We start from the raw sequence: 21,526 nt of genomic DNA on the forward strand, positions 1-21,526 counted from the left end.
GCGCTGGCAGGCACGGCCGAAAACCCCAGAACGAGGGCGGCAAACAGCGCGATGAGCCGTTTTGCAATCATTGAGACCCGAAAAGAAATTGAACCCTGAGCAGCGCGCATAGCACACGCTTCCCCATAATGGGAGCGGATGTGGCAAATTGTGGGCGACAATCAGGCAATGCGACAACTTTTCGGCCCGCCAGATTGCTGATAGAGCGTCAGCCATGCTCAATCCCATGCCCAAGACCTTCGATTACAACCCGCCCCGCGAGCCCTGGCTCGACATCCTCCACGAGGATGCCGATATCGTGGTTTTCATAAAGCCCTCGGGCCTGCTCAGCGTGCCGGGCAAGGACCCGGCGCTGTTCGACAGCCTGCAAAGCCGGGCGCTGGAACGGTATCCGGGCGCCGGAACGATTCACAGGCTCGACAAGGACACTTCGGGCATCGTCGTGATGGCCAAGCACAAGGGAGCGCATGGCCATATCGGCAAGCAGTTCGAATATCGCCAAACAACCAAATTCTATATCGCGCGGGTCTGGGGCCATGTGGGCGAGGACGAAGGGCTCGTCGATCTGCCGCTGGCGACGGACTGGGAGAACAAACCGCGCCAAGAGGTCAACCATGAGCGTGGCCGGGCCAGCCAGACGCGATGGCAGGTCATAGGGCGCGAGGCGGAGGCGACGCGGCTCAAGCTCATCCCCATCACCGGCCGCACGCACCAATTGCGGGTGCATATGAACGAGATCGGACACCCGATTCTTGGCGATGAATTCTATGCCACAGGCGATGCGCTTGCGGCGGCCGACCGGCTGCAATTGCACGCGGCTGAACTGGGGTTCAGACACCCCAACGGCGGAGCGCCTGTCGTTTTTCGGTCCGAGCCGCCCTTTTAAGCCCAGGCCAACACGCAAAGAAAAAGCCGGCCCCCGGAAGGGGACCGGCCTGTCGTTGCGTTGCCGTCAGAGGCATCCATCAGGCAACGCGACGAATGTCGGCTCGCGCCTTGCGCTCGGCGCGCTCTTCCACAAGACCCTTGTGCAGCGCGATGATCGCGGCGTCGAAATCTTTTTCTTCGACCAGCACCTGCAGATCGACCTTGCGGATCATGTCGGTGAGGCCGATCGGCTCGATTCCGGCTTCATCGAGCGCGGCAATGGCGCGCGGCAGGATGCGGACGCCGCCCAGATCGCGGCCGATGGCCGAAACCATGGCGAGCTTGCGCAGCGTTGTGCTTGCCGTGGGGAACGCTTTGGCTAGATCGGTCTCAACCCGCTTTATCGCCTTCATCGAGCCCTTGAGATAGTGGGTAATGGTGTTGGCGTTCGAGGTCTTGGAGATGATCCAGACCTTGTGGCGCGTCAGGGATTCGAGAATCTTGGTGTCGTAACCCTTCACCCCGACCATGTCCTGGTCGTAAAACTCGAGGGCAAACACGCCCTTTAGACCCGTAATGATCTCGGCGCCCGGGGTCTTGGGGGCCAGATCGCTCACAATGACGGTGCCCGGATGGTCGGGCTCGAAAGCGTTGGTGACGCGCAGGGGGATGCCGGCCTGGCGCAGCGATTTGGCCGCGCGCGGGTGGATCGCTTCCATGCCCATGTTGGAGAGCTGGTCGGCAACGTCGTAATTGGTTTCGCCGATCACCTGCACCTTGTCCGAGCCGACCAGTTTGGGGTCTGCCGAAGAGAGGTGAAATTCCTTATGGATGATGGCTTCCTTGGCACCGGTCACCACCGCAACGCGGGACAGGGTCACTTCGGAATAGCCGCGATCATAGGTCTTCATGAGCTGTTCGGCGCACTGGGCATAGCCGGTGACGATGGGCAGTTCGGTGGCGAAATCGACGCCGGAGAACTGGCGTGCGATATGCTCGTCGAGCGGCAATTCGCCATCCTGACGCCAACCTGTCAGATCGATGAAGCGGGCGTTGACCCCGTTCTGGTTGAGCAGCAGGGCGGTATTGAACGCCGATTGCGCTTCGCCCAAAGCCGAGAGCATTTCACGCACGGTCAGAAGATGGGCTTCGAGCTGGAAATGGCCGAACGAGCACAGGCGCGAAAGGTCGATCAAACACGAGCGCACGCCTTCGATCCGCTCGCGGATGAATTTGTCGGCCTGCTCGCGCGTTGCAGCGTCGGCAAAGATTTCTGCGTTCTTTTCGACCATTTTCGAGGCAACCGAAGAGAGTGCATCGCCCCATTGCCAGCCGCTTTCCGCGCTCGCAAACAGCGCGTAAACGCCGGGTTCGTCGGACTTTTTGTGCTCGAGAAGGGCGTCTGTCATGCCGCCATAAGCTGACACGACGAAAATGCGATTGTAGAGCTCAGGGCCCTTCCGGTCGCCGACGAGCACGGTGCGCAAAAGCTCCTGGCTGCGCGACATCGACGTGCCACCGATTTTTTCGACTGTATGGGTCTTGGCTGTCACTTGTTGCCTCCGATTGGGTCGGGGTGCCCGGCGGGACCGTAAAATCCCGCCGAATGGTTCATGGGCCGGTCAGGGCCTATTCGAGTTTGCCCGAGACGATTTCGAACGGACCCCTGGGGTCGCGGTTCGAAAGAAAATCGGGACGTGGTTTATTGGCCGCGAACGGTTCTTCGACCCTGTTGGACCAGGCGTTGTAGACAAAGAACGCATTCGAGCGCGGGAACGGGGTAATGTTGCCGTTCGAGCCGTGAATAGTATTGCATTCGAACAGGATCACCGTTCCAGCCTTGCCCGAGGCGTATTCGATGCCGAACTTTTCGGCGAGATCGGACAGCGCCTTGTGGCTGGGGACACCCACATCCTGCTTCTTGAGCGAGGATTTGTGGTTGTCGTCCGGGGTTTCGCCCGCGCAGGACACGTAATGCTTGTGCGATCCGGGCATGAGCATCAGCGGCCCGTTGAGCGCGTCATTGTCGGTCAAAAGGATCGAAGCGGAGATGGCCCGCATGCGCGGCATGCCATCCTCGGCGTGCCAGGTCTCGAAATCCGAGTGCCAGTAGAATTCCTTGCCGGTAAAGCCAGGCTTGTAGTTGAGCCTGCTCTGATGAAGATAGAGATCGTCATCGAGCAGGAAACGGATCTTGCCGGCAATCCGCTCGTCGCGGGCCACCCGGTTGAACAGGGCGCTTTCGTCCTCAAGCCGGAAAATGGTGCGCACCGCATCCGATTCAGGTTCGGTCACCACATTATCGGAGTTGAGGCCAGCTTCACCCGAGCGCAGACGGCGCGATTCGGCCTGAAGCTTTGCCACCTCGGCGGGTGAGAAAACATTGTTGAGGACGAGGAAGCCGTTCTTGTCGAAGTCTTCGGTCTGGGCGCGGGTCAACGGCGCCTGCGGCGTCCAGTTGCCCCAAAACACAGGGTCTTTGCGCTCGAGCCAAGCTTCCTCGGCAAGTCGTGTTGGATAGGCATCCGATCGGGTGTGAACTGCAGAGAGTGTCATTGCTTCCTCTACTCCTTGGTTCGGGTTTGTGGGGGCGCCTTACGCGCTTTTTGCCAACTCGGCGGCCGGAGCATATGAACCATCCTCACGATGGACTTCGGTGCCGGTCACCGGAGGGTTGAAGCAGCATGCCATGACCATTTCCTCGCGGGCGGTCAGGCGGTGCTTGTCGTTCTTGTCGAGCGCATACATCACGCCGGGCTTGATCTGGTAAACCGTACCGGTCTCGAGATCCTCGATCTCACCATCGCCCGAGACGCAATAAACGCTCTCGAAATGGTGCTTGTAGTGGAACTCGTGGCTGGTGCCGGCGTGAATGCGGGTGATGTGGAACGAAAATCCCATACCGTCGCCAGCAAGCAGCAGGCGAGTGGAATCCCAACCATTGGAATTGACGAGCCGGTCGCCCTGGCGGGCGTCTTCGAGATCACGAACGATCATTTTGTATTTCCTTTTTCTTTCTTCCCAGTCGCGCTCCAAAACCTGGGAGCGCTCCCGTCCGCTGCGCTGCCGACTATTCGGCCGCGGCGCGCGAAACATCCTTGTCGAGCACGGCTTCGAAAGCGTCCTCGATAATGTCGAGGCCCTTGTCGAGCTGCGCGATATCGATGACGAGCGGGCAGAGCACCTTGACCACTTCGTCACGGCCACCCGAGGTCTCGATGATGAGGCCCTTGTCAAAGCACTTGGCGCAGATGTCGGACGCAACATCACCGTTTTCGGTGTTGATGCCCATCATCATGCCGCGGCCGCGCAGGGTCAGCCCGTACCGTTTGGCAATGGCGCCGAGGCGGGTCTTCAAATGCTCGCCCTTGGCCTTGACCGAATTGGCAAAGGCATCGTCGCGCCAGAATTTTTCCAGCGCCACGCGGGCCGTGACGAAGGCATGATTGTTGCCCCGGAAGGTGCCGTTGTGTTCGGCGGGCTTCCAGATGTCGTGTTCGGGCTTCAAAAGCGTCAGAGCGAAGGGCAGGCCCATGCCCGAAAGCGATTTGGCCTGGGTGATGATATCGGGGTCAAGGCCGAACTCTTCGAACGAAAAGAACGTGCCCGTGCGTCCGCACCCGGCCTGGATGTCATCGAGAATGAACAGCGCGCCATGTTTCTTGGCGATGGTCTCGATCTTTTTGAGCCATTCGCCCGACGCGGCGTTGAGACCACCCTCACCCTGTACGGGTTCGACCAGGATCGCGGCAGGGGCATCAATGCCACCCGAGGGATCATCGAGCATCTGCTCGAGCATGTCGGCGGTATCGATGTCGGGACCGAAATAGCCCTCGAAGGGGGCGCGATGGACGCCGTTGAGGTCGATCCCGGCACCGCCGCGCTTACCGGCATTGCCCGTCGCGGCCAGCGCGCCAAGGGTCATGCCGTGAAAGCCGTTGGTAAAGGCGATCACATTGGTGCGGCCGGTCACCTTGCGGGCCAGCTTGATGGCAGCCTCGACGGCATTGGCGCCGGTCGGTCCGGTGAACATGAGCTTGTAGTCCATGCCGCGCGGCTTGAGGATGATGTCCTCGTAGGCCACAAGAAACTCTTCCTTGGCCTTTGTGAACATGTCCAGCCCATGGGTGATGCCGTCGGAGGTGACGTAATCGACCAGGGCGGCCTGCATGTCCGGGTCGTTGTGACCGTAGTTCAGCGAGGAACAGCCGGCGAGAAAGTCGATATACTCACGGCCGTCTTCGCCGTAGATGATCGAACCCTTGGCCTTGCCAAAGAGTTTGGGGAAGCTGCGCGAGTACGAGCGAACCTGGCTCTCGACGCGATCGAATGTTTCGTGTGTCGTGGTCATTGTGCCTTGTCTCCTTGTTTTTCTCGTATCGCGCTCCCGATCGTCAAAAGTGTCTTCCACTTTTGCCGGGGACGCTTCGAGCGGGACGGCGGAATTTGGAATGAGGGGAATTCTTGCCTGCATGAGATCTGATGGCGCTGCCGGTCCGCAGTCAGTGGCGGCAGCGCTCCTTATCTCTCTTAGGCGGCAGAACGAACGGGCAGTGCCGCGCGTTCGAACGGGCCGATGGTGACAAGAAATTCGGTGTCGTGCAGGCCGGCAAAATGATCGTCGCGCTTGAAGTGCGGCTGACGAACTAGATCGGCGTCCAGCGTCTCGGCGATCGACCCGAACAGAGCCCATGAGGGCTTGTTGTCCTTGGTGATGGTCGACTGCACCTGAGTGACATTGGCGCAGACCTTGCGGGCGAGCACGGCATTGATGAGACGCTTGGCCATGCCCTTGCCGCGAGCCTTTTCGGCCACGCAGACCTGCCAGACGAAATAGGTGTCGGGGTGTTCGGGCGGGATATAGCCCGAAACCCAGCCAACGATTTCACCGTCCATTTCAGCCAGCGCGCAAGTGGACGCGAAATGGCTGCACTGGAGCAGGTTGCAATACATCGAATTGTCGTCAAGCGAGGTTGTGTCGGAAATGAGCTGCCATACACCGGCACCATCTTCGCGCCTGGGAGCGCGAATCTTGATGGTCGAGCGCGGGTCGGCGCTGAGGTCCGTATCGCTGACTGCTGCGAGTTTCATGGGATGCCTCCAATTTGCTTTCGCGCAGTTAGTTAGCTTATACAAACTAAATGTCAACCCTCGGAAATCGTTCCAAATCGGGCTGTATTTAGATTATCTGTTGTTTTTCATGACTTTACGTATTCAAATGATAATTACGCAACGCTGGACATCCCCTGGGGAAAGCCGGCATCGCTTGCCAAATTCATTAGTGTTATCTAAATGATTTTGTCAAAACACCACCGGTTGGGGCTTGGGAGAGCCGGCAAGCAGAGGTAAAGACCATGAACACACTCGTCTTGGAGCCAGGCCGCGCCGTGCAAGCCCCGACAAAGACCGCGCTTTCGGCGCTGCGCAAAATCCTGCGCAAGACCGAGCTCAATTCAAAGGCGCTGATGCGCGAAACGGGGCTGACCCCGTCCCAGCTGATTTTCATGCAATTGCTCGATGACGGGCTCGAACACACAGCGGGTTCGGTTGCGGCGCGCATGGGGATTACTCAGGCGACCACCACGGCGCTGATCCAGAAGCTCGAAGCGCTCAACATGGTCGCGCGCCGCAAGGGTCAGACCGATCGGCGGCAGGTCTGGCTGAGCCTTACAGACAAGGGGCGCAAGGTGCTGGAGATCGCGCCCGACGGCGCACACGCCCAGTTTCACGACGCGTTTTCCAGTCTTGAGGAGTGGGAACAGCTCATGCTGATCGCGGCACTCGAACGGGTGGCCTCGATGCTCGATGCCGAGGACGACACCGCGGCAGCCGTGCTGGCATCCGATCCCGTGCTGGCCCCACGCGCCGAGTCCGGCGCCTGAACTAGAGCGCCATGAAATCGTCGAACGTGTCGTCGGCGTCCGGGGCGGCGGCGGTCGTTTCAGGCGGCCCGAAAAGGGCGTCATGAACGGCGCGTTCGGCCTCCATTGTATAGAGCCGGCGCAACCCGGCGATGAGTCCGGCCAACTCGGCGGTGTGCTCTGAAGGCACCTCGCCAGGCGCCAGGCCGGCGATCTGCATTCTGATATCGTCCATGGCTTCGGACAGCGCGCCGAGGCCGTCCAGCCCGTTTGCCGCCATCTGAAGCAGTGCAATGACCTTGGTGCCATCGGTATCGAGGCTCGACAGGGCGTTGGCCAGTTTCTGATCGAGCCCGGAGAGCAACTCCAGTGCCTTGGTCGCGCCCTCTTCGAGCCCCTTGCCCTGCCCCGCGCCGTCAGCCGAAGCGGTGGCGCCGAAGGCATCGGCCAGCGCCGCGGACTGGCTGAGCCATTCGACGGCGCTCTCGGCGGCCAAAACAGTCTCGCTGGTCAGCTCACGCAATTGGGTGGCAATGACGGTGAGCGAGGCCCCGCGCGGGCCGAGCTGGGCGCAGCGCACCGCGGCGTTGAGGCTGACAAGGCGCATATTGGCCTCGACATCCTGAACGGCTTCGACATGGCCGAGCAATACGCGCACCGTGCGCTGGACCGTTGCGGCCACCGCCTCGAGCTTGGCCCGTTCGGCTTCGAAATTGCGCAGAAGGGATACGGCGGCCCGCAACTGGTCGCTCAGGCTGGCGATGGATGACGATTTGCCGGCGTCCGAGCCATATTGCCCGCGACTGCGCGCCATGATCGTTTCGGCATCGGCGGCAAGTGCGGCAAGGGAGCGTTCGGCATCGCTTACCTCGACGCCGAAATCATGCGCCGTCTCGGCCAGTTGCGCCTGTTCGAGCGAAGCGATTACCCCAAGGGCCTGACTTTGATCTTCGGGCTTTAACTCGATATCGAATGCCGGTTCACCCGACAGCACGCCGGCCAGATGACCGAGACCGGCCTCGATGTGTTCGAGCCGCTGGCGAGTGGCATCGCCGACCTGCAGAGCCATCACCGCGCTGCCGATCTGCCCGACAATCTGACGCGAGAGCCGGCTGGTTTCGGCACTGCCATCGACCGCCGAGGCGCGCTGGCTTTCCAGGGCGCGCAATGTGGCGGCCAGCCGTGTCGCCAGATCGGAAAGCGTATGGGCATGGGCGCCCTCGAAGCGATTGCGCTGACTGACTGCGGCATCGACTTCAACGACGAGCTGGCGATAGACCTGCGAAAATTCCTTGAGCGTGCGGGTGGCGGATTCCGAAAGCGTCGCGATATCGGTGGTGAACACATCGAAATCGTCGCTGTCCTGGGCGATGCTGGCGGCGGTCACGCGCGCATTTATCGAAACGATGCCCATCATCTTGATGGTTCTGTGCAGATCGGAAATCGGGAGATGGGCGGAGCGAACCACTTCGAACAGACGTTCGAGATCGATCCTTTCCTGCCCGAAGGCGTCCGAGAGGGTGGCCGCGCGGCTGGCGACCGCCTGGAGGTGGCCCGTCGCCTGTTCGACCTCGGCACCCTTTAGGGCATCGGGCAGCGCATCGAAGAGCTTTATGAGCTTGTTGAGGAGCGAAGCGCCCTCCGAAAGGCATCCGCCGACCGACACGAAGGCGGTTTCGATCTGTTCCCGGTGCCCGGCCAGATCGGCGGCAAGCTGATTTATGGCGGGAGGTGTAGCGGACATGGTCATAAAATTCATTCTCCGGGCCGTTTGGCCTTGTGGCCGAACGCCACGATTTCATCGCCGATTTTTCCGAGCGGAAGGATCCGCCCCGCGGCGCCGCGCTGGATGGCTTCCTTGGGCATGCCGAACACCACCGAGGTTTCCTCGTCCTGGGCGATGGTGGGGCTACCCATTTCGCGCATTTCCAGAAGACCGCGCGCGCCATCATCGCCCATGCCGGTCAGGATGATGCCCAGTGCGTTGCGGCCGGCAGTCTGGGCGGTGGAGCGGAACAGCACGTCGACCGATGGACGGTGGCGCGATATGTGAGGGCCGTCGGTAATCTTGACAGTGTAGCGCGGGCCGTTGCGCACCAGCATCATGTGGTAATTGCCCGGTGCCATCAGCACCTGACCGGGCCGCACGAGCTCGCCATCCTGGGCTTCCCTGACCGAAACCGCACAACCGGCATCGAGGCGTCGAGCGAAGGCGCCGGTGAATTTTTCCGGCATGTGCTGAACGATCAGGATGGGCGGGCAGTTCGCCGGCAGGGCCTCGAGAATTTCGCGCAGCGCTTCGGTGCCCCCGGTCGATGCCCCGATGACGACGATCGGTTCGGTCACCGGAATGCGCTCGATCAGGCTCTTGCGGCGGGTTTCGGAAATGGCGGGCAATATGGCATCGGCGGTGAGCTTGGATTCGACCGCGAGGGCCGGCGCCTGCTTTTTCATTCCCCGCATCTTGGCGTGGGCGGCGCCCTTGGCCGCATCGCAGATGCGCATGCGCGATTCATTGAGGAACTGGGCCGTATCGACGCGGGGCTTGGCCACCACATCGACGGCGCCGGCCTCGAGCGCCTGCATGAAGGTGTCCGACCCGGCTTCGGCCAGACTCGAGCAGATGACCACGGGGATGGGCCGCTGGGACATGATCTTGCGCAGGAAGGTCAACCCGTCCATGCGCGGCAATTCGATGTCGAGGAAAATCACGTCGGGCACTTCCTGGCGGATGCGCTCGGCGGCGACATAAGGGTCTGAGGCCGTGGCCATGACCTCAAGGTCGGGATCGGCGGAAATGATATCGCTGAGCGTTAAGCGCACCGAGGCGCTGTCATCGATAATCAGCACGCGGATTTTCTCGCTCATGGCTACGCCCCCGCCTTCTGGAACACGGCGGGCGCCACCTGACGCATGGTAACCGAGGTGCCGATCATCGATTCCGAATGACCGAGCAGCAGATATCCGCCGGGCCGCAAATGGCCCACCAGACGGTTGATAACCGCTTCCTGATCGGACTTTTCAAAGTAGATCAGGACGTTGCGCAGCAAGATGATGTCGACGTCACGATCGAAGGGATAGGTCCCATCCATCAAGTTGAGGCGCTGGAACCGGACCAGACGCCGCAATTCGGGCACGATGCGCACTTCGGGGCGCGGCCCGGTCCGCCGGGCGAACATCAGATAGCGGCTCTGCTTGGCCGGCGGCACCGGCGCGATCTGTTCGGCCGGATAGACCGCCCTTCGGCCCTGATCGAGAACGTCGGTGGAAATGTCGGTGCCCAGCAGCACAAAGCGGAAATCGCGGCGCTGGGCGGCAATATCGGCCAGCACCATGGCGGCGGTATAGGGCTCGGCCCCCGTCGAACTGGCGGCGCTCCACACCTTGAGGAGCGGCATGCGCTCGTTGCGTCGAGCTTCGAGCAGCTTGGGGACCATGAGCTTTTCCATGAGATCGAAATGTTCGGGCTCGCGGAAGAAATCGGTCTTGTTGGTGGTGACGGCGTTGATGAGATAGGGCAGTTCGGCTTCGAGCCCGCCCTGCCTGAAAAGATGGGCGCCATAGGCCGAAAAGCTGGTCATACCCAGAACCCGCATTCTGCGGCGCAGTCGCCCTTCCACCATCAGGCGTTTGGTGGGCGGGAGCTTGATGCCGACCTCACGGCCGATCAGCGCAGAGATGCGCTGAAAATCGGCTTCGCTGAGGCGGTCGTCTTCATCGATATCGTTGGAAATGCGGGCTAGGGCGGACAATTCAAACTCCATGGCGGGCGGCTGGCCGGGGTGCCCGGCCAACCGAAAATTTTGTCACGCTGCGAGGATCGGCTGCTTGACGATGTCACCGAACAGACCGTCGAGATCGAGCACGGTAACAAAGCTTCCATTGCGGCGGCCGATGCCGGCAATGCAGTGCCCGCTCCAGCCGGAACTGACGGCGGGTGCCGGATCGAGCGTGTCGGAGTCCAACACCGTCACCTCGAACACCTTGTCGGTTCGCAGGCCCAGGGTCACCGGGCCGTCGGGCCCGTTGATGGTGAGAACCACGATACGGGTGTTTTCGGTATCGGCGGCCGGCGCCATGCCAAGGGTCAGGCGCAGGTCGAGCACCGGCACGCCCTTGTCGCGCACATCGATCATGCCGAGCAGGTTTTCGGGCGCGCGCGGCAGGCGGGCGATGGGCAGCATGTCCAGGATTTCCTGGACCGTGGCCACCGGGGCCGCGAAGATTTCCTCCGCGACACCGAGCGTTACATACTGAATTTGCTCAGCCATGACAGGTCCCGATCAGGCCGCGCCGCGGCGGGTGAATTGGGAATCCAGATCGTCCTGGCCTTCGTCCAGATCGAGATCGAACCCGCCACCCGAAGAAGACGAGCCCTTGGCGGGCGTCTTTTTCATATGGGGTGCCTTTGCCAGAATCTCGCGCTTGAGATCGGGCCTGGCCGAGGGTGCGGCGACCGTATTGGCCGGCGCGGGCATGGCTTTTCCATCGATACGGAAATACCCGATGGCAGCCTGGAGCTGTTCGGCCTGGCTGGCCAGTTCCTCGGACGTCGCCGACATCTCTTCGGCAGCCGAGGTGTTTTGCTGGGTGACCTTGTCGAGCTGCTGGATGGCCGTATTGATCTGGGCTGCACCGGCATTCTGTTCGCGGCTGCCGGCCGAGATTTCCTCGACGAGTTCGGCTGTACGCTGAATGTCGGGGACCAGCTTGGAGAGCATTTCGCCGGCCGACTGGGCCGCCTTGACGGTATCGCCCGAGAGGGTCGAAATTTCGGCCGAGGCCGCCTGGCTGCGTTCGGCGAGCTTGCGCACTTCGGACGCCACGACCGCAAAGCCGCGGCCGTGTTCGCCTGCACGGGCCGCTTCCACGGCTGCGTTAAGGGCGAGCAGATCGGTCTGGCGGGCGATTTCCTGGACCACCATGATCTTTTCGGCAATGGTCTGCATGGCGCTGACCGCATTGTCGACAGCTTCACCCGAGGCGATGGCATCGGCCGCGGACTGGCGGGCGATCTTTTCGGTCTGGGAGGCGTTGTCGGCCGACTGCTTGATGGTTGCGGCCATTTCTTCCATGGACGCGGAGGCTTCCTCGGTCGAAGAGGCCTGTTCGGTGGCGCCCTGGCTCAGCTGTTCGGCGGTTGCCGACATTTCCTGAGAACCGGCGGCAACGTTGCGGGTTGCGGAGGTCACCTCGGCAACCACTTCACGCAGCTTGGCGGTCATGGCGTTGAGCGCCTTGATCAGATCGCCCACTTCGTCATCGGACTTGTTGTCGGCACTGGCGTTGAGATTGCCGGCAGCCACTTCATCGGCCAGACGCACGGCGCTGGAGAGAGCCCGCGAGATCGAAACGACGATCCAGATGGCAGCCAGAAGCGCGATAAGAGCGGAACCGACAAGCAGCCCGATCAGCAGCATCATCGAATTCTCGTAGAGTGCCTGGGCCTCGGCATCGGCCTGAACCATGATGTCCTGATTGCGATCGATCATGGCCTGCAGGATGGCATCGGCCTCCCGGCGCAGAACGCTGGCGACTTCAAGCTCTTCCATGGCAAAAAAATCGCCATTCTCAACGCTGATGGCAACGGCGCTGTTCATGGCGGCTACCATATCCTCATAGGCGTCGCGGGCGGCGTTGAACAACGCCATGTCCGACATCGGCATCGTGCGCTGCATGTCCGGGATTCGTCCGGCATTGGCTTGCACGCCGGTCAAATAATCGGCATGCCATGTTTCCTGGAGCTCACGGTCCTGCGATGCGGCCAGAAGCACGTTGCGCTGCTGGCGGAACATGTCGGTACCGGTCAGGAACATTTCAGTGGCGGCCCGATAGGCGGGGAAAGCCGAAAGATCGCCAGCGTCAACCTTGCGCTGCAACGAGGTCCGTAGCGCCGCCATGGTCTCCTCGAACACGCCAAGCGTACCGCTGCCATCACTGCGGCTGACGGCGAGCGCGGCCGCATCGGAATTCTTGAGCGTCAACTCGGTCGCCCGGTTGACCGAGGCCCACAGCTCTTCGAGCTTTGTGCCGAATGCCGGCAGCTGCTCACGGATGAAGGGGTCTCTTGCATTGGCATCGAGGGTGGCAAGTCCATCGACCAGTTCATCGTAGTCGCTGCGGATCGAGGCGACATAATCGTCCTTTACCACGGGGTCGGTGGTCAGTATCTGGGCGCGGATGCGCGAGCCAAGGCTTTCAAGGCTGGTCTGCATTTCCGCCGAGGTGACCAGATTGGCCGACCGGACATTGACAATGGTTTCGAGCTCGGTGTTGAGCTGCCCCAAATTCTGCAGGGCAATGAACATGCTTCCTGCCGAAAGGGCGACGACGACGCCGAAGACCGCCGCCAGTTTTGTCTTGATAGTCAGTCTCACAATGCAGACCTTTCTTCTGATGCTGCAGCGGGCGAAGTTCTATCGCCCGGCGTTTCGAATATTTTTTCCATGTCGGGAATGATGATGAAGCCGCCATTGCGCTTGCCGATGCCCTTGACGAACTCGGGCTTCCAACGCATGCCGACCTTGGGTGCCTCTTCAATCGAGGCGGCTTCGATGTCGGTGACATCGTGGACTTTGTCGGCAAGGATGCCGGCAATGGTGGGTTCACCGCCGATATTGACTTCCATGACGACGATTCGGGTTTCCTCGTCGGGCTCGGGCCGTTCCATGCCGAACATGACACGCAGGTCGGCCAGCGGTACGACGCGTCCGCGCACATTGATCAGCCCACCGACAAAGGCGGGTGCGTTGGGCACTTCAGTGATCGGCACGAGGTCGAGAATTTCACGCACCTGACTTGCTTCGACGGCAAACAGCTCGTCATCGAGGCGGATGGTCAGGGCGTTCATTGAAATGGCTGGCGCGCTCATGCGGCTCTCCCGCTCAGGCTGTAGCTCTCGCCCTGGGGCTGGCCGGAAGCGACCAGATGGGCGGTGTCGAGGATCAATGCCACCATGCCGTCACCGAGAATGGTCGCACCCGAAAAGGATTTGATGGACGAGTGCAGCTTTGAGAGCTGTTTGATGACCGTCTGGTTGTTGCCGATGATCTGATCGACCACCAGCCCGACACGGCCCTCGCCCGAGGCGACGATGACGACTTTCTGGAACGGTTCGGGTGGAGCAGAGGTGCCGAACACCTCGCGCAACCGCAGATAGGGCACGAGAGAGCCTCGGATATCGAGGAAATTGCGCCCCTTTGCGTGTGCCTCGATGCCTTCGGGCAGTTCCACACATTCCTCGACGGCGGCCAGGGGAATTGTGTAGCGGCCATTGCCGACCCGCACGAGCATGCCGTCGATGATGGCAAGCGTTAAGGGCAGGCGCAGTGTCGCCGTTGTGCCCTGGCCGGGGACCGTCGTGAGATCGATGGTTCCGCGCAGCCCGTCGATCGTGCGCTTGACCACATCCATGCCCACGCCACGGCCCGAGAGCGACGTCACCTCCTTGGCCGTCGAAAAGCCCGGCGCAAAGATCAGGTGATAGAGTTCCTGCTCGGTGAGTTTGGTCTCTGGGGTTATCAGCCCGTTTTCCTCGGCCTTGGCGCGAATGCGCGCGGGATCGAGCCCGGCCCCGTCGTCGGACACCGAAATGGCGACTTCGGCACCCGAATAAACGGCCGAAAGCCGCACGGTGCCCTTGGCGGGCTTGCCCGACGCCGCACGGGCCTCGGCGCTTTCCAGACCGTGATCCATGGCGTTGCGGATCAGATGAACCAGCGGGTCGGCCAGCCGCTCGATCATTGTCTTGTCGAGTTCTGTGTCCTCGCCGGCGGTCACGAATTCGATGGGCTTGCCCAACTCACCCGAAAGGTCGTGCACAAGGCGCCGGAACCGACCGAACAGCGACCCGATGGGCACCATACGGATGCCCATGGAGGTGTCGCGCAGTCCCGAGGAGAGCCGTTCGAGTTCCTCGGCAATGGTTTTGAGCGCCGTGTCCGAACTTGTCGCAGCGATCTGGGTCAGCCGGGCCTGTGCGATGACCAGTTCGCCGACGCGATCCATGAGTTCATCGAGCCGTTCGGCGGGCACACGCAGCGAGGTGGCGGCACTGCGGTCGGGCTCGGTCTTTTCGGCGGGCTTCCCCCGTTTAGGGGCAGGGGTCGGTGCCGGGTTGGAGACGGCGGGCGTTTCGGCCACGACCGGGGCCGAAGCGGTATCCGGGGCGGCTGGTGTCTCAGGCTGCGCCGGAGCCTCCTCGAGCTCCGACAGGCTCAGTTCCATGCTGTCGCGCAGGAACATGAAGATGTCCTCGATTGCCGCGGCGGGATCGGCGACCTCGATATCGACCTGCCAGCCGATATGGGGCACTTCGGGATCGAGAATCTCGAGATCGGGGATGCGATCGGTCAGCGCGAGGACCCGATTGGGCCCGAGTTCGGCGAGTTCTTCGAGCAAGAGGATCGGATTGGTGCCAAAGGCAAGACAGTCTGAGGGAAGATAGAAGACCAGCCGCCACCATTTGGCCGCTTCGGCCGAGGGCGTACTGTCGGCAAGCGGCGCTTCGACCAGCTTGTCGCTTTCCTGCACGGGGGCGCCACCATCTACAATGAGGCGCAGCGCGGCGAGGATTTCGTCGCCACCGGCCACTTCGGCTTCGGGGTCTTCGATCAGGCGGTGGATATGATCCTTGGCGTCGAGCGCGACTTCGATGAGCGCCTTGTTGGCCGCGCTCTGTCCCTTGCGGACCCGGTCGAAGGCCGTCTCGAATTCATGCACGAATTCGGCGACATGCGTGAAGCCGAACATGGCTCCGGACCCCTTGATCGTGTGCAGAGCCCTGAACGCGAAATTGATGAGATCGGAATTTGCGGGATCCTGTTCGAGATCGAGCAGGCCGGCTTCGAGTTGTTCGAGAAGCTCGCGGGCTTCCTGGCGAAAGGTATCTGTGGGATCGGACATGTTCATGCGCCTACCACCTTCTTGATGATAGCCAGAAGCTGATCCTGTTTGAAAGGCTTGACGATCCACCCGGTAGCCCCGGCCTCCTTGGCCTGGCGCTTGAGCTCGTCATCGGACTCGGTGGTCAAAAGAATGATCGGTATCCCCTTGCTTGCGGGGGGGGTGCGATATTTGCGCACGAACTCGATGCCGTTGAGGACCGGCATGTTGAGATCGGTGAGCACCGCGTGAACCGGCTGGGCGATGGCCTTGTCGTAGCCTTCGGCACCGTCGGCGGCCTCAATGACCTCAAAGCCCGCCGCCGTCAGGGTCATGGACACCATCTGGCGGATGGATGCGGAATCGTCGATTGTCAGGATTGTCTTGCTCATGGTCAGTGCCCCGCCTGCTGTTTTGTGACCCCGGTCCAGAACCCGGCGTGCTCCTGGCCGGAACCGAGAAATCCGGCGGACACAAGTACGGCACTCAACGGTGCGCCGATGGGCGCGAGCATCTCGAGCGTCTTGCCCGTCTGCTCGGCTTTTGCCCGCGCGGCCAATAGCGTTTGAACTGTGGTGATGTCAGCCCCGGACAGCGTTTGGGTATCGAGGGCGATGTGGTCGTGTTCGGAAAGGGCCCGGGCCAGGCTGGTCGCGACGTTCTGTGCGGATTTGATGCCTGCATCGGCGCCCAGAACGAGCGTATAGCAGTCTTTATCGGGCATGGGCGGTACCCGATAGGCGTAGGGGTCTGGATGACATTCTGTCTCTCCTGCCGTTGCGATGGCCGGGAGCAGAAGGCGCAAACCATTCTTGCCGACAGCCGCACCGCTCCAACGCAGCACCACCATCAACCGTGTATTCCCCCGGAATATGGAAATACACTTGCATTCAATTATTAAACAACAGTTACAATTTTACAGTTCATCTGAGTACTTCGTTTGACAATTCAAACATAAAAATTAAATTAAACGAGAGTATTACTTTACTTCTCTGGAGTCTTCGCGGAATCTATCCACACAATCTCAGAGTCGTTCGGATTTCGATTCCGAATCGACTCGGGAGCAACACATGCGAAATACTTTATCGTGCTCTTGATTCTCGCGCCGGACATAGACCTGGCAGCCGGCTCAATGCTTTGTGGACAGAACCGCATTGCCTGCAGGTCTAAAGCAACCGCCAGGCGACTGACGCGCCGGCATGCCCAACTGCCATGATCCGCGCGGACGCGGATCATCCCGGCCTGAAAAAAATTTTGGATTGGAAACATCAACGGGCTGGCGGCGGCCGGCGCGTTAGGGAGCGGGCCTAAAAGCCTGCGGCCTCGGGCAACTCGGTGCCGCCGATGAGCGCATTGATCTCGGACCATTTGGCGCGGAAGGCGGCAACGCAACCGGGATCGAAATGGCTGCCGCTGCAGCGGATAATTTCGGCATAGGCGGCTTCGACCGTCCAGGCAGCCTTATAGGGGCGTTCGGAACACAGGGCATCAAAGACATCGGCGATGGCAACGATGCGGGCCTCGACAGGAATATCGGTGCCAGAGAGCTTGTCGGGATAACCGGTGCCGTCCCAGCGCTCGTGATGGCTCTGGGCAATCAACTCGGCAGTCTTGATCAGATCGGAGCTGCCGCGCTCGAGAATGCGCGCGCCAATTGTCACGTGCTCCTGCATCGTGGCGAATTCGGCAGGCGTCAGCTTGCCGGGTTTGCTCAGAATGGCATCGGCGATGCCGATCTTGCCGATGTCGTGCAGGGGTGCGGCCAGGTAGATCATGCGGCATCTGTGCTCGGGCAGCCCAATGCCCTCAGCGATGAGTTCGCTGATCTGGGCGACCCGGGAGACGTGACCGCCCGTATCGCCGTCGCGATATTCGATGGCGCGGGCCAGCCGATAGATGATTTCTTCCTCGCGGGCCAGAAGATGGGCAGTGGCGCGCTCGACTTCACGGGCCAGCCATTGGGCCCGGTCGGCAAGTTGGACCTGTGCCTTGCGCAGGGCCAGAAGATTGGCAACGCGGGCCTGCAATTCGGTGGGATCGAACGGCTTTTGCAGAAAATCGGACGCGCCGGCCTTGATCGCCTCGATGCGGACCGTCCTGTCGGCATCGGACGTCACCATGACGATGGGAACCAGACTGTAAGCAGGCCGGGCGCGCAAGGCCGCGGTGAACTCGACGCCGTCCATCTCGGGCATTATGTGATCGACGATCACCAGATCGTACTGGCGTTCGCGGCAGAGCTGGACCGCCTCACGCGGATTGAGACACAGCTCGATCTCGCCGGGCACCACTTCGCCGATTATCGCTCCGATAAGCGCAAGGCTCGATCGGCTATCGTCAACAATAAGCAAACGCATGCACTGCCCCCACAGCCACTGACGCAGCGACTATGAGGGGGCAACTCTTAGGACAAGCTTAATTGGCAGATCGATTGGTGCGGCAGATCTCTATTGCCAGTATCTCGCCAGCGTCGTTGGGGTGTGCATGGTGCCGTAAAGATAGTGCCAGAACCGTTTGCGCTCGGAGGCGGGCACCTCCTTCCAGACCTTTTCCACGGCCATATCCCCGCACCAATAGGCATAAACGAAGGGTGCCCTGAGATCGTGATGGAGGAAGGCCAGCCGCCCGCTGACCGTTTCGGGGGCCTGATAGCCCTGGGCAGCGATGGTCGGCACGATTTCTTCGATCGATTTTTTCTCCTCGTGCATCATCCATGCCGCATTGCAGCGCAAGGCGCTGCGGAGGCGCTGCAGCGCGACAGCGATCTGGTCGCCGGGGGTATCGAGCCAGTCGAGAAAGGCCATGCCGTTGTCGGCAATACCTTCAAACAATGCGCTCGAGGCCGAACTGGTGACCACCTGCGCGCCGTCGAGCGGCATGGAACCGTCCGCGACATAGCGCTCGCGCAGCCCCAGATGCACAAGATGCCCCGGGAACGCCTCATGGGTCGCCAGATGCTTGAGGGCATAGACCGTATACGGGAAATCGAGGTTGAGCAGAACCTGACGCCCCGGGTAGTCGCAATAGGCGGCAAAGGGCTTTTGGGTGACGCCCACCGGCTCGATCCACTCGTGGGAAAAATCATACATCGCCGCGGCGCGCTGGCGCGACTGCCTGAGAAAATCCTCAAGCACGACGATGACCGTGTCGCGCGGCACTATGGTTTCGGTCTCCCAGCGGGCGATGTCGGCCGCCAGATCGCCGTCGCGATAGCCCAACTCGTCGAGCCCGTTGCGGATCGTTGCGCGGTAGGCATCGAGGATATCGTCACCAACCAGCGTGATGTCGACCCGGATCTGTCGCCTGAGCCGCTCGGCAAAACCGACAGGCTTGCCCTCGAACGTGTCCATGAGGACGTCAAGGGAATCGATCATCTCGGCGAGATAGTCACGGCGCAACTGGGTGTCGACGGCGCTATCGAGCGTTTCCGAGAGCTTTGCCAGAGCGTCGCGCGCCTCGGCGTAGTCGCCAAAACTGCGCGGCTCAACGGGGGCAACGGCGACCGGGATCAGGCCCTCGGCGTCGAGAAAGCCTTCCCCCTGCTGCTGGTCCCTATAGAGCCGGTCGATCCCGGCGGTGATTTCAGCCAGGTCTTGTCCCGGTTTCATCTTCAACTCCTCATTCCCTGTCTCGCTCTTTCGAACCGCAAAACAGGTTCTCACTTTTGCTGAAAGCGCTCTAAATATGGCCGGCCACAGGCTTGGGCCGATAGGGCGCTTCCATGAGCGCCACGTCCTCGTCGGACAATTGAACTTCGAGCGCGGCGAGGGCATCGTCAAACTGGTGCAGCTTGGAAATGCCCACGATGGGCGCCGTAATGCCGGGACGCGAGGCGACCCAGGCATAGGCGATCTGGGCCATCGGACGTCCATGGCGCTCGGCGACGGTGCGCACCGCGGCAATCACCGCTTCATCCTGTTCGAGCGTTGCATCATAGAGCGCGTTGGCGGTCTTGTCGGTCTGGGAGCGGGTCGTTGCCTCCCCGCCGCGTCCGGCCAGGCGACCACGGGCCAAGGGGCTCCAGGGGATCACGCCGATCCCTTCGGAGCGGCAAAGCGGCAGCATTTCGCGCTCTTCCTCGCGATACATCAGATTGTAGTGGTTCTGCATGGACACGAACGGCGCCCAGCCATTGGCGCGCTGGATGCCAATGGCCTTCATGAACTGCCAGGCATGCATCGAGGACGCGCCGAGATAGCGCACCTTGCCGGCGCGCACGACGTCGTTGAGTGCATCGAGGGTCTCCTCGAGCGGGGTATCATAGTCGAAGCGATGGAGCTGGTAGAGGTCGATGTAATCGGTGCCCAGGCGCTTGAGACTGGCATCGACCGCCTCGAACACATGCTTGCGCGACAGGCCGCGGTCGTTGGGGTCATTGCTCATGGCGTTATAGAGCTTGGTGCCCAGCACCAATTTGTGGCGCGGCACCGATTTGAGCGCCTCGGCCACCACGGTCTCGCTCTCGCCCAGCGAATAGACATCGGCCAGATCGAAGAAATTGATGCCCAGATCGAGAGCCTTGTCGATGATGGGGCGCGAGGCCTCGGCGCCGAGCACCCAGGGCGCCCAGTTCGACGAGCCGAACGTCATGCAGCCCAGAACGAGGCGCGACACTTTCAGGCCGGTTTTTCCGAGGTTGATATAATCCACTAGTACACCCTTTCATCGCGATAAATCAGAAAGCTGCGGCAGCATGGGGCCCTGTGTGTCAGTGGGATGACCACCATCGGCCCCATCTTTGCCTAGCGCTTCCGGCATAAATGCACAAATAAATGGCGTATGCAATTTGTGTACAAAAATTTCTCACACCCTCTTGCGCTGAAAAAATTACCGTGCAACCGTTGAGGGTGTACTGAATGGATAGCACACCTAAATGTTCACGCTAGACGCGTCCAGCATCGACAAGTCGCTCCCCGTTCCGGTGGGAACGCAATTGCATGGCCTGCTGGCCTACATGCTCAGCTTCGGCGACATTCCCGATGGTGCAAAGCTGCCTTCGGTGCGCACGCTCGCTGCCGATATCGGCATCGCGCCGATGACCGTTGCCCAGGTTTACAAGCAGCTCCGCGATGAAGGCCTTGTGGAAATGCGCCATGGGCTGGGCGCCTTTGCCATTCAGGACCCAAAGATAGGGCTGTCCGGCTCCAACCCGCTCGATGCCTTGCGCTCCGATATCGGCGCGCTGATCGAGAAGGCCGACAATCTGGGCATTTCAACGTTGTCGCTGATCTCGATGATCAACGCGCAGTCACAGTTTCCCCGAGGCGGCGACGGGCTGAGCATCGTCTTTGTATGCATATTCGAGGGCCCGGGCCGCGATTATGTCGAACAGATCCGCCCCGCCCTTGCCCCCGAAGACAAGGTGCGCCTGATAACGCTCGACAGTCTTTCGGGCTCTGACACGTTGCGCGAAGCGTGCCGCAAGGCCGATCTGGTGCTGACCTTCGTCAATCGCGAGGCCGAGGTGCGCTCCCATGTCGACAGCGACAACATCCTGGGGCTGCGGTTCATTCCATCCGAGCAGACGCGGCAGAACCTGGCGCGGCTCGACCCGCGCACCAAGGTCGCCGCGATTACCCACTTCAAGGAATACATCGCCATCATGCGCCCAAGCGTGCGCGAGTTCGCACCCCATGTCTCCGACATCAAGGTGACCTGGTCCTCTGCGTCCGACCTTGAAGAAACGCTGGCCCAGTGCACCGCCGTGATCTTTGCCTCTGGCGCCGATCACGTCGCAGAGCACGTGCCCGATGGCATCCCCTGTTTCGAATACCGGCACGCGCCCGATCCGGGTGCCGTCGAGAATGTCCTTGCGCCGCATCTCGCCGACTTAAGACGGCAGAAGGCGCGAGGACTAAGCGCAAGTCATCCATCCCAGAAGGTGGCAGCAAGACCCATGGGAAACTGAGTTCCAT

General features: G+C 61.2%; 20 protein-coding genes. 3 read left to right on the top strand and 17 right to left on the bottom strand.

Annotated elements, in window-relative coordinates; translation table 11 throughout:
• Positions 1–214: 214 nt before the first annotated feature.
• The gene (locus AACZ55_RS03625) at positions 215–886 is read left to right on the top strand and encodes a pseudouridine synthase (protein ID WP_339643164.1); all 672 of its coding nucleotides are present in this window, start codon (positions 215–217) and stop codon (positions 884–886) included.
• Between the two features lie 79 nt (positions 887–965).
• Here AACZ55_RS03625 and AACZ55_RS03630 read toward each other — a convergent pair whose 3' ends face one another.
• The 5 genes from AACZ55_RS03630 to ectA form a co-directional block, all read right to left on the bottom strand.
• A complete protein-coding gene (locus tag AACZ55_RS03630; RefSeq protein ID WP_339643167.1) occupies positions 966–2,420 on the bottom strand; it encodes an aspartate kinase in 1,455 nt (484 codons plus the stop codon).
• 76 nt (positions 2,421–2,496) lie between these two features.
• Complete coding sequence (thpD, locus tag AACZ55_RS03635) at positions 2,497–3,423, bottom strand: ectoine hydroxylase (RefSeq protein WP_338608140.1); 927 nt, start codon at positions 3,421–3,423, stop codon at positions 2,497–2,499.
• A 39-nt stretch (positions 3,424–3,462) separates the two neighbouring features.
• The gene (locus AACZ55_RS03640) at positions 3,463–3,864 is read right to left on the bottom strand and encodes an ectoine synthase (protein WP_338608141.1); all 402 of its coding nucleotides are present in this window, start codon (positions 3,862–3,864) and stop codon (positions 3,463–3,465) included.
• A gap of 73 nt (positions 3,865–3,937) precedes the next feature.
• The gene (ectB, locus tag AACZ55_RS03645; protein WP_339643171.1) at positions 3,938–5,218 is read right to left on the bottom strand and encodes a diaminobutyrate--2-oxoglutarate transaminase; all 1,281 of its coding nucleotides are present in this window, start codon (positions 5,216–5,218) and stop codon (positions 3,938–3,940) included.
• Positions 5,219–5,397: 179 nt separating this feature from the next.
• Complete coding sequence (gene ectA / locus AACZ55_RS03650) at positions 5,398–5,958, bottom strand: diaminobutyrate acetyltransferase (RefSeq protein ID WP_338608143.1); 561 nt, start codon at positions 5,956–5,958, stop codon at positions 5,398–5,400.
• A 263-nt stretch (positions 5,959–6,221) separates the two neighbouring features.
• Here ectA and AACZ55_RS03655 point away from each other — a divergent pair, with 263 nt between their 5' ends.
• Positions 6,222–6,749 carry a MarR family winged helix-turn-helix transcriptional regulator gene (locus AACZ55_RS03655; protein WP_339643175.1) on the top strand — a complete coding sequence of 176 codons (528 nt, stop codon included), beginning with the start codon at positions 6,222–6,224 and terminating at the stop codon, positions 6,747–6,749.
• A gap of 1 nt (position 6,750) precedes the next feature.
• Here AACZ55_RS03655 and AACZ55_RS03660 read toward each other — a convergent pair whose 3' ends face one another.
• From AACZ55_RS03660 to AACZ55_RS03715, 12 genes are all read right to left on the bottom strand, one after another.
• Positions 6,751–8,478: a hypothetical protein gene (locus tag AACZ55_RS03660; RefSeq protein ID WP_339643177.1), complete on the bottom strand. Its 1,728-nt coding sequence runs from the start codon at positions 8,476–8,478 to the stop codon at positions 6,751–6,753.
• Between the two features lie 5 nt (positions 8,479–8,483).
• Positions 8,484–9,596 carry a chemotaxis response regulator protein-glutamate methylesterase gene (locus tag AACZ55_RS03665; protein ID WP_339643179.1) on the bottom strand — a complete coding sequence of 371 codons (1,113 nt, stop codon included), beginning with the start codon at positions 9,594–9,596 and terminating at the stop codon, positions 8,484–8,486.
• Positions 9,597–9,598: 2 nt separating this feature from the next.
• Entirely contained in the window at positions 9,599–10,480 is an 882-nt protein-coding gene (locus AACZ55_RS03670) for a CheR family methyltransferase (RefSeq protein ID WP_339643182.1), read from the bottom strand.
• Positions 10,481–10,534: 54 nt separating this feature from the next.
• Complete coding sequence (locus AACZ55_RS03675) at positions 10,535–10,999, bottom strand: chemotaxis protein CheW (RefSeq protein WP_339643185.1); 465 nt, start codon at positions 10,997–10,999, stop codon at positions 10,535–10,537.
• Positions 11,000–11,011: 12 nt separating this feature from the next.
• Positions 11,012–13,105: a methyl-accepting chemotaxis protein gene (locus AACZ55_RS03680; RefSeq protein ID WP_339643188.1), complete on the bottom strand. Its 2,094-nt coding sequence runs from the start codon at positions 13,103–13,105 to the stop codon at positions 11,012–11,014.
• Complete coding sequence (locus AACZ55_RS03685) at positions 13,102–13,599, bottom strand: chemotaxis protein CheW (protein WP_338608150.1); 498 nt, start codon at positions 13,597–13,599, stop codon at positions 13,102–13,104. The genes AACZ55_RS03680 and AACZ55_RS03685 overlap by 4 nt, the downstream gene beginning before the upstream one ends.
• On the bottom strand, positions 13,596–15,638 hold the full coding sequence (locus AACZ55_RS03690) for a chemotaxis protein CheA (RefSeq protein ID WP_339643192.1): 2,043 nt from the start codon (positions 15,636–15,638) through the stop codon (positions 13,596–13,598). Before AACZ55_RS03690 ends, AACZ55_RS03685 begins: the two co-directional genes overlap by 4 nt.
• Complete coding sequence (locus tag AACZ55_RS03695; protein ID WP_339643195.1) at positions 15,635–16,003, bottom strand: response regulator; 369 nt, start codon at positions 16,001–16,003, stop codon at positions 15,635–15,637. The genes AACZ55_RS03690 and AACZ55_RS03695 overlap by 4 nt, the downstream gene beginning before the upstream one ends.
• A gap of 2 nt (positions 16,004–16,005) precedes the next feature.
• Entirely contained in the window at positions 16,006–16,461 is a 456-nt protein-coding gene (locus AACZ55_RS03700) for an STAS domain-containing protein (protein WP_339643197.1), read from the bottom strand.
• Positions 16,462–16,918: 457 nt separating this feature from the next.
• Positions 16,919–17,968 carry an HD domain-containing phosphohydrolase gene (locus AACZ55_RS03705; RefSeq protein ID WP_339643200.1) on the bottom strand — a complete coding sequence of 350 codons (1,050 nt, stop codon included), beginning with the start codon at positions 17,966–17,968 and terminating at the stop codon, positions 16,919–16,921.
• Positions 17,969–18,058: 90 nt separating this feature from the next.
• Complete coding sequence (locus AACZ55_RS03710) at positions 18,059–19,219, bottom strand: hypothetical protein (protein ID WP_339643203.1); 1,161 nt, start codon at positions 19,217–19,219, stop codon at positions 18,059–18,061.
• Positions 19,220–19,289: 70 nt separating this feature from the next.
• Complete coding sequence (locus tag AACZ55_RS03715; protein ID WP_338608156.1) at positions 19,290–20,261, bottom strand: aldo/keto reductase; 972 nt, start codon at positions 20,259–20,261, stop codon at positions 19,290–19,292.
• A 223-nt stretch (positions 20,262–20,484) separates the two neighbouring features.
• Between AACZ55_RS03715 and AACZ55_RS03720 the strand changes: the two genes are divergently transcribed.
• Positions 20,485–21,519 carry a winged helix-turn-helix domain-containing protein gene (locus AACZ55_RS03720; protein WP_338608157.1) on the top strand — a complete coding sequence of 345 codons (1,035 nt, stop codon included), beginning with the start codon at positions 20,485–20,487 and terminating at the stop codon, positions 21,517–21,519.
• Positions 21,520–21,526: the final 7 nt, after the last annotated feature.

The organism is uncultured Pelagibacterium sp. (assembly GCF_963972885.1).
In the GTDB taxonomy this organism is placed as follows: domain Bacteria; phylum Pseudomonadota; class Alphaproteobacteria; order Rhizobiales; family Devosiaceae; genus Pelagibacterium; species Pelagibacterium nitratireducens.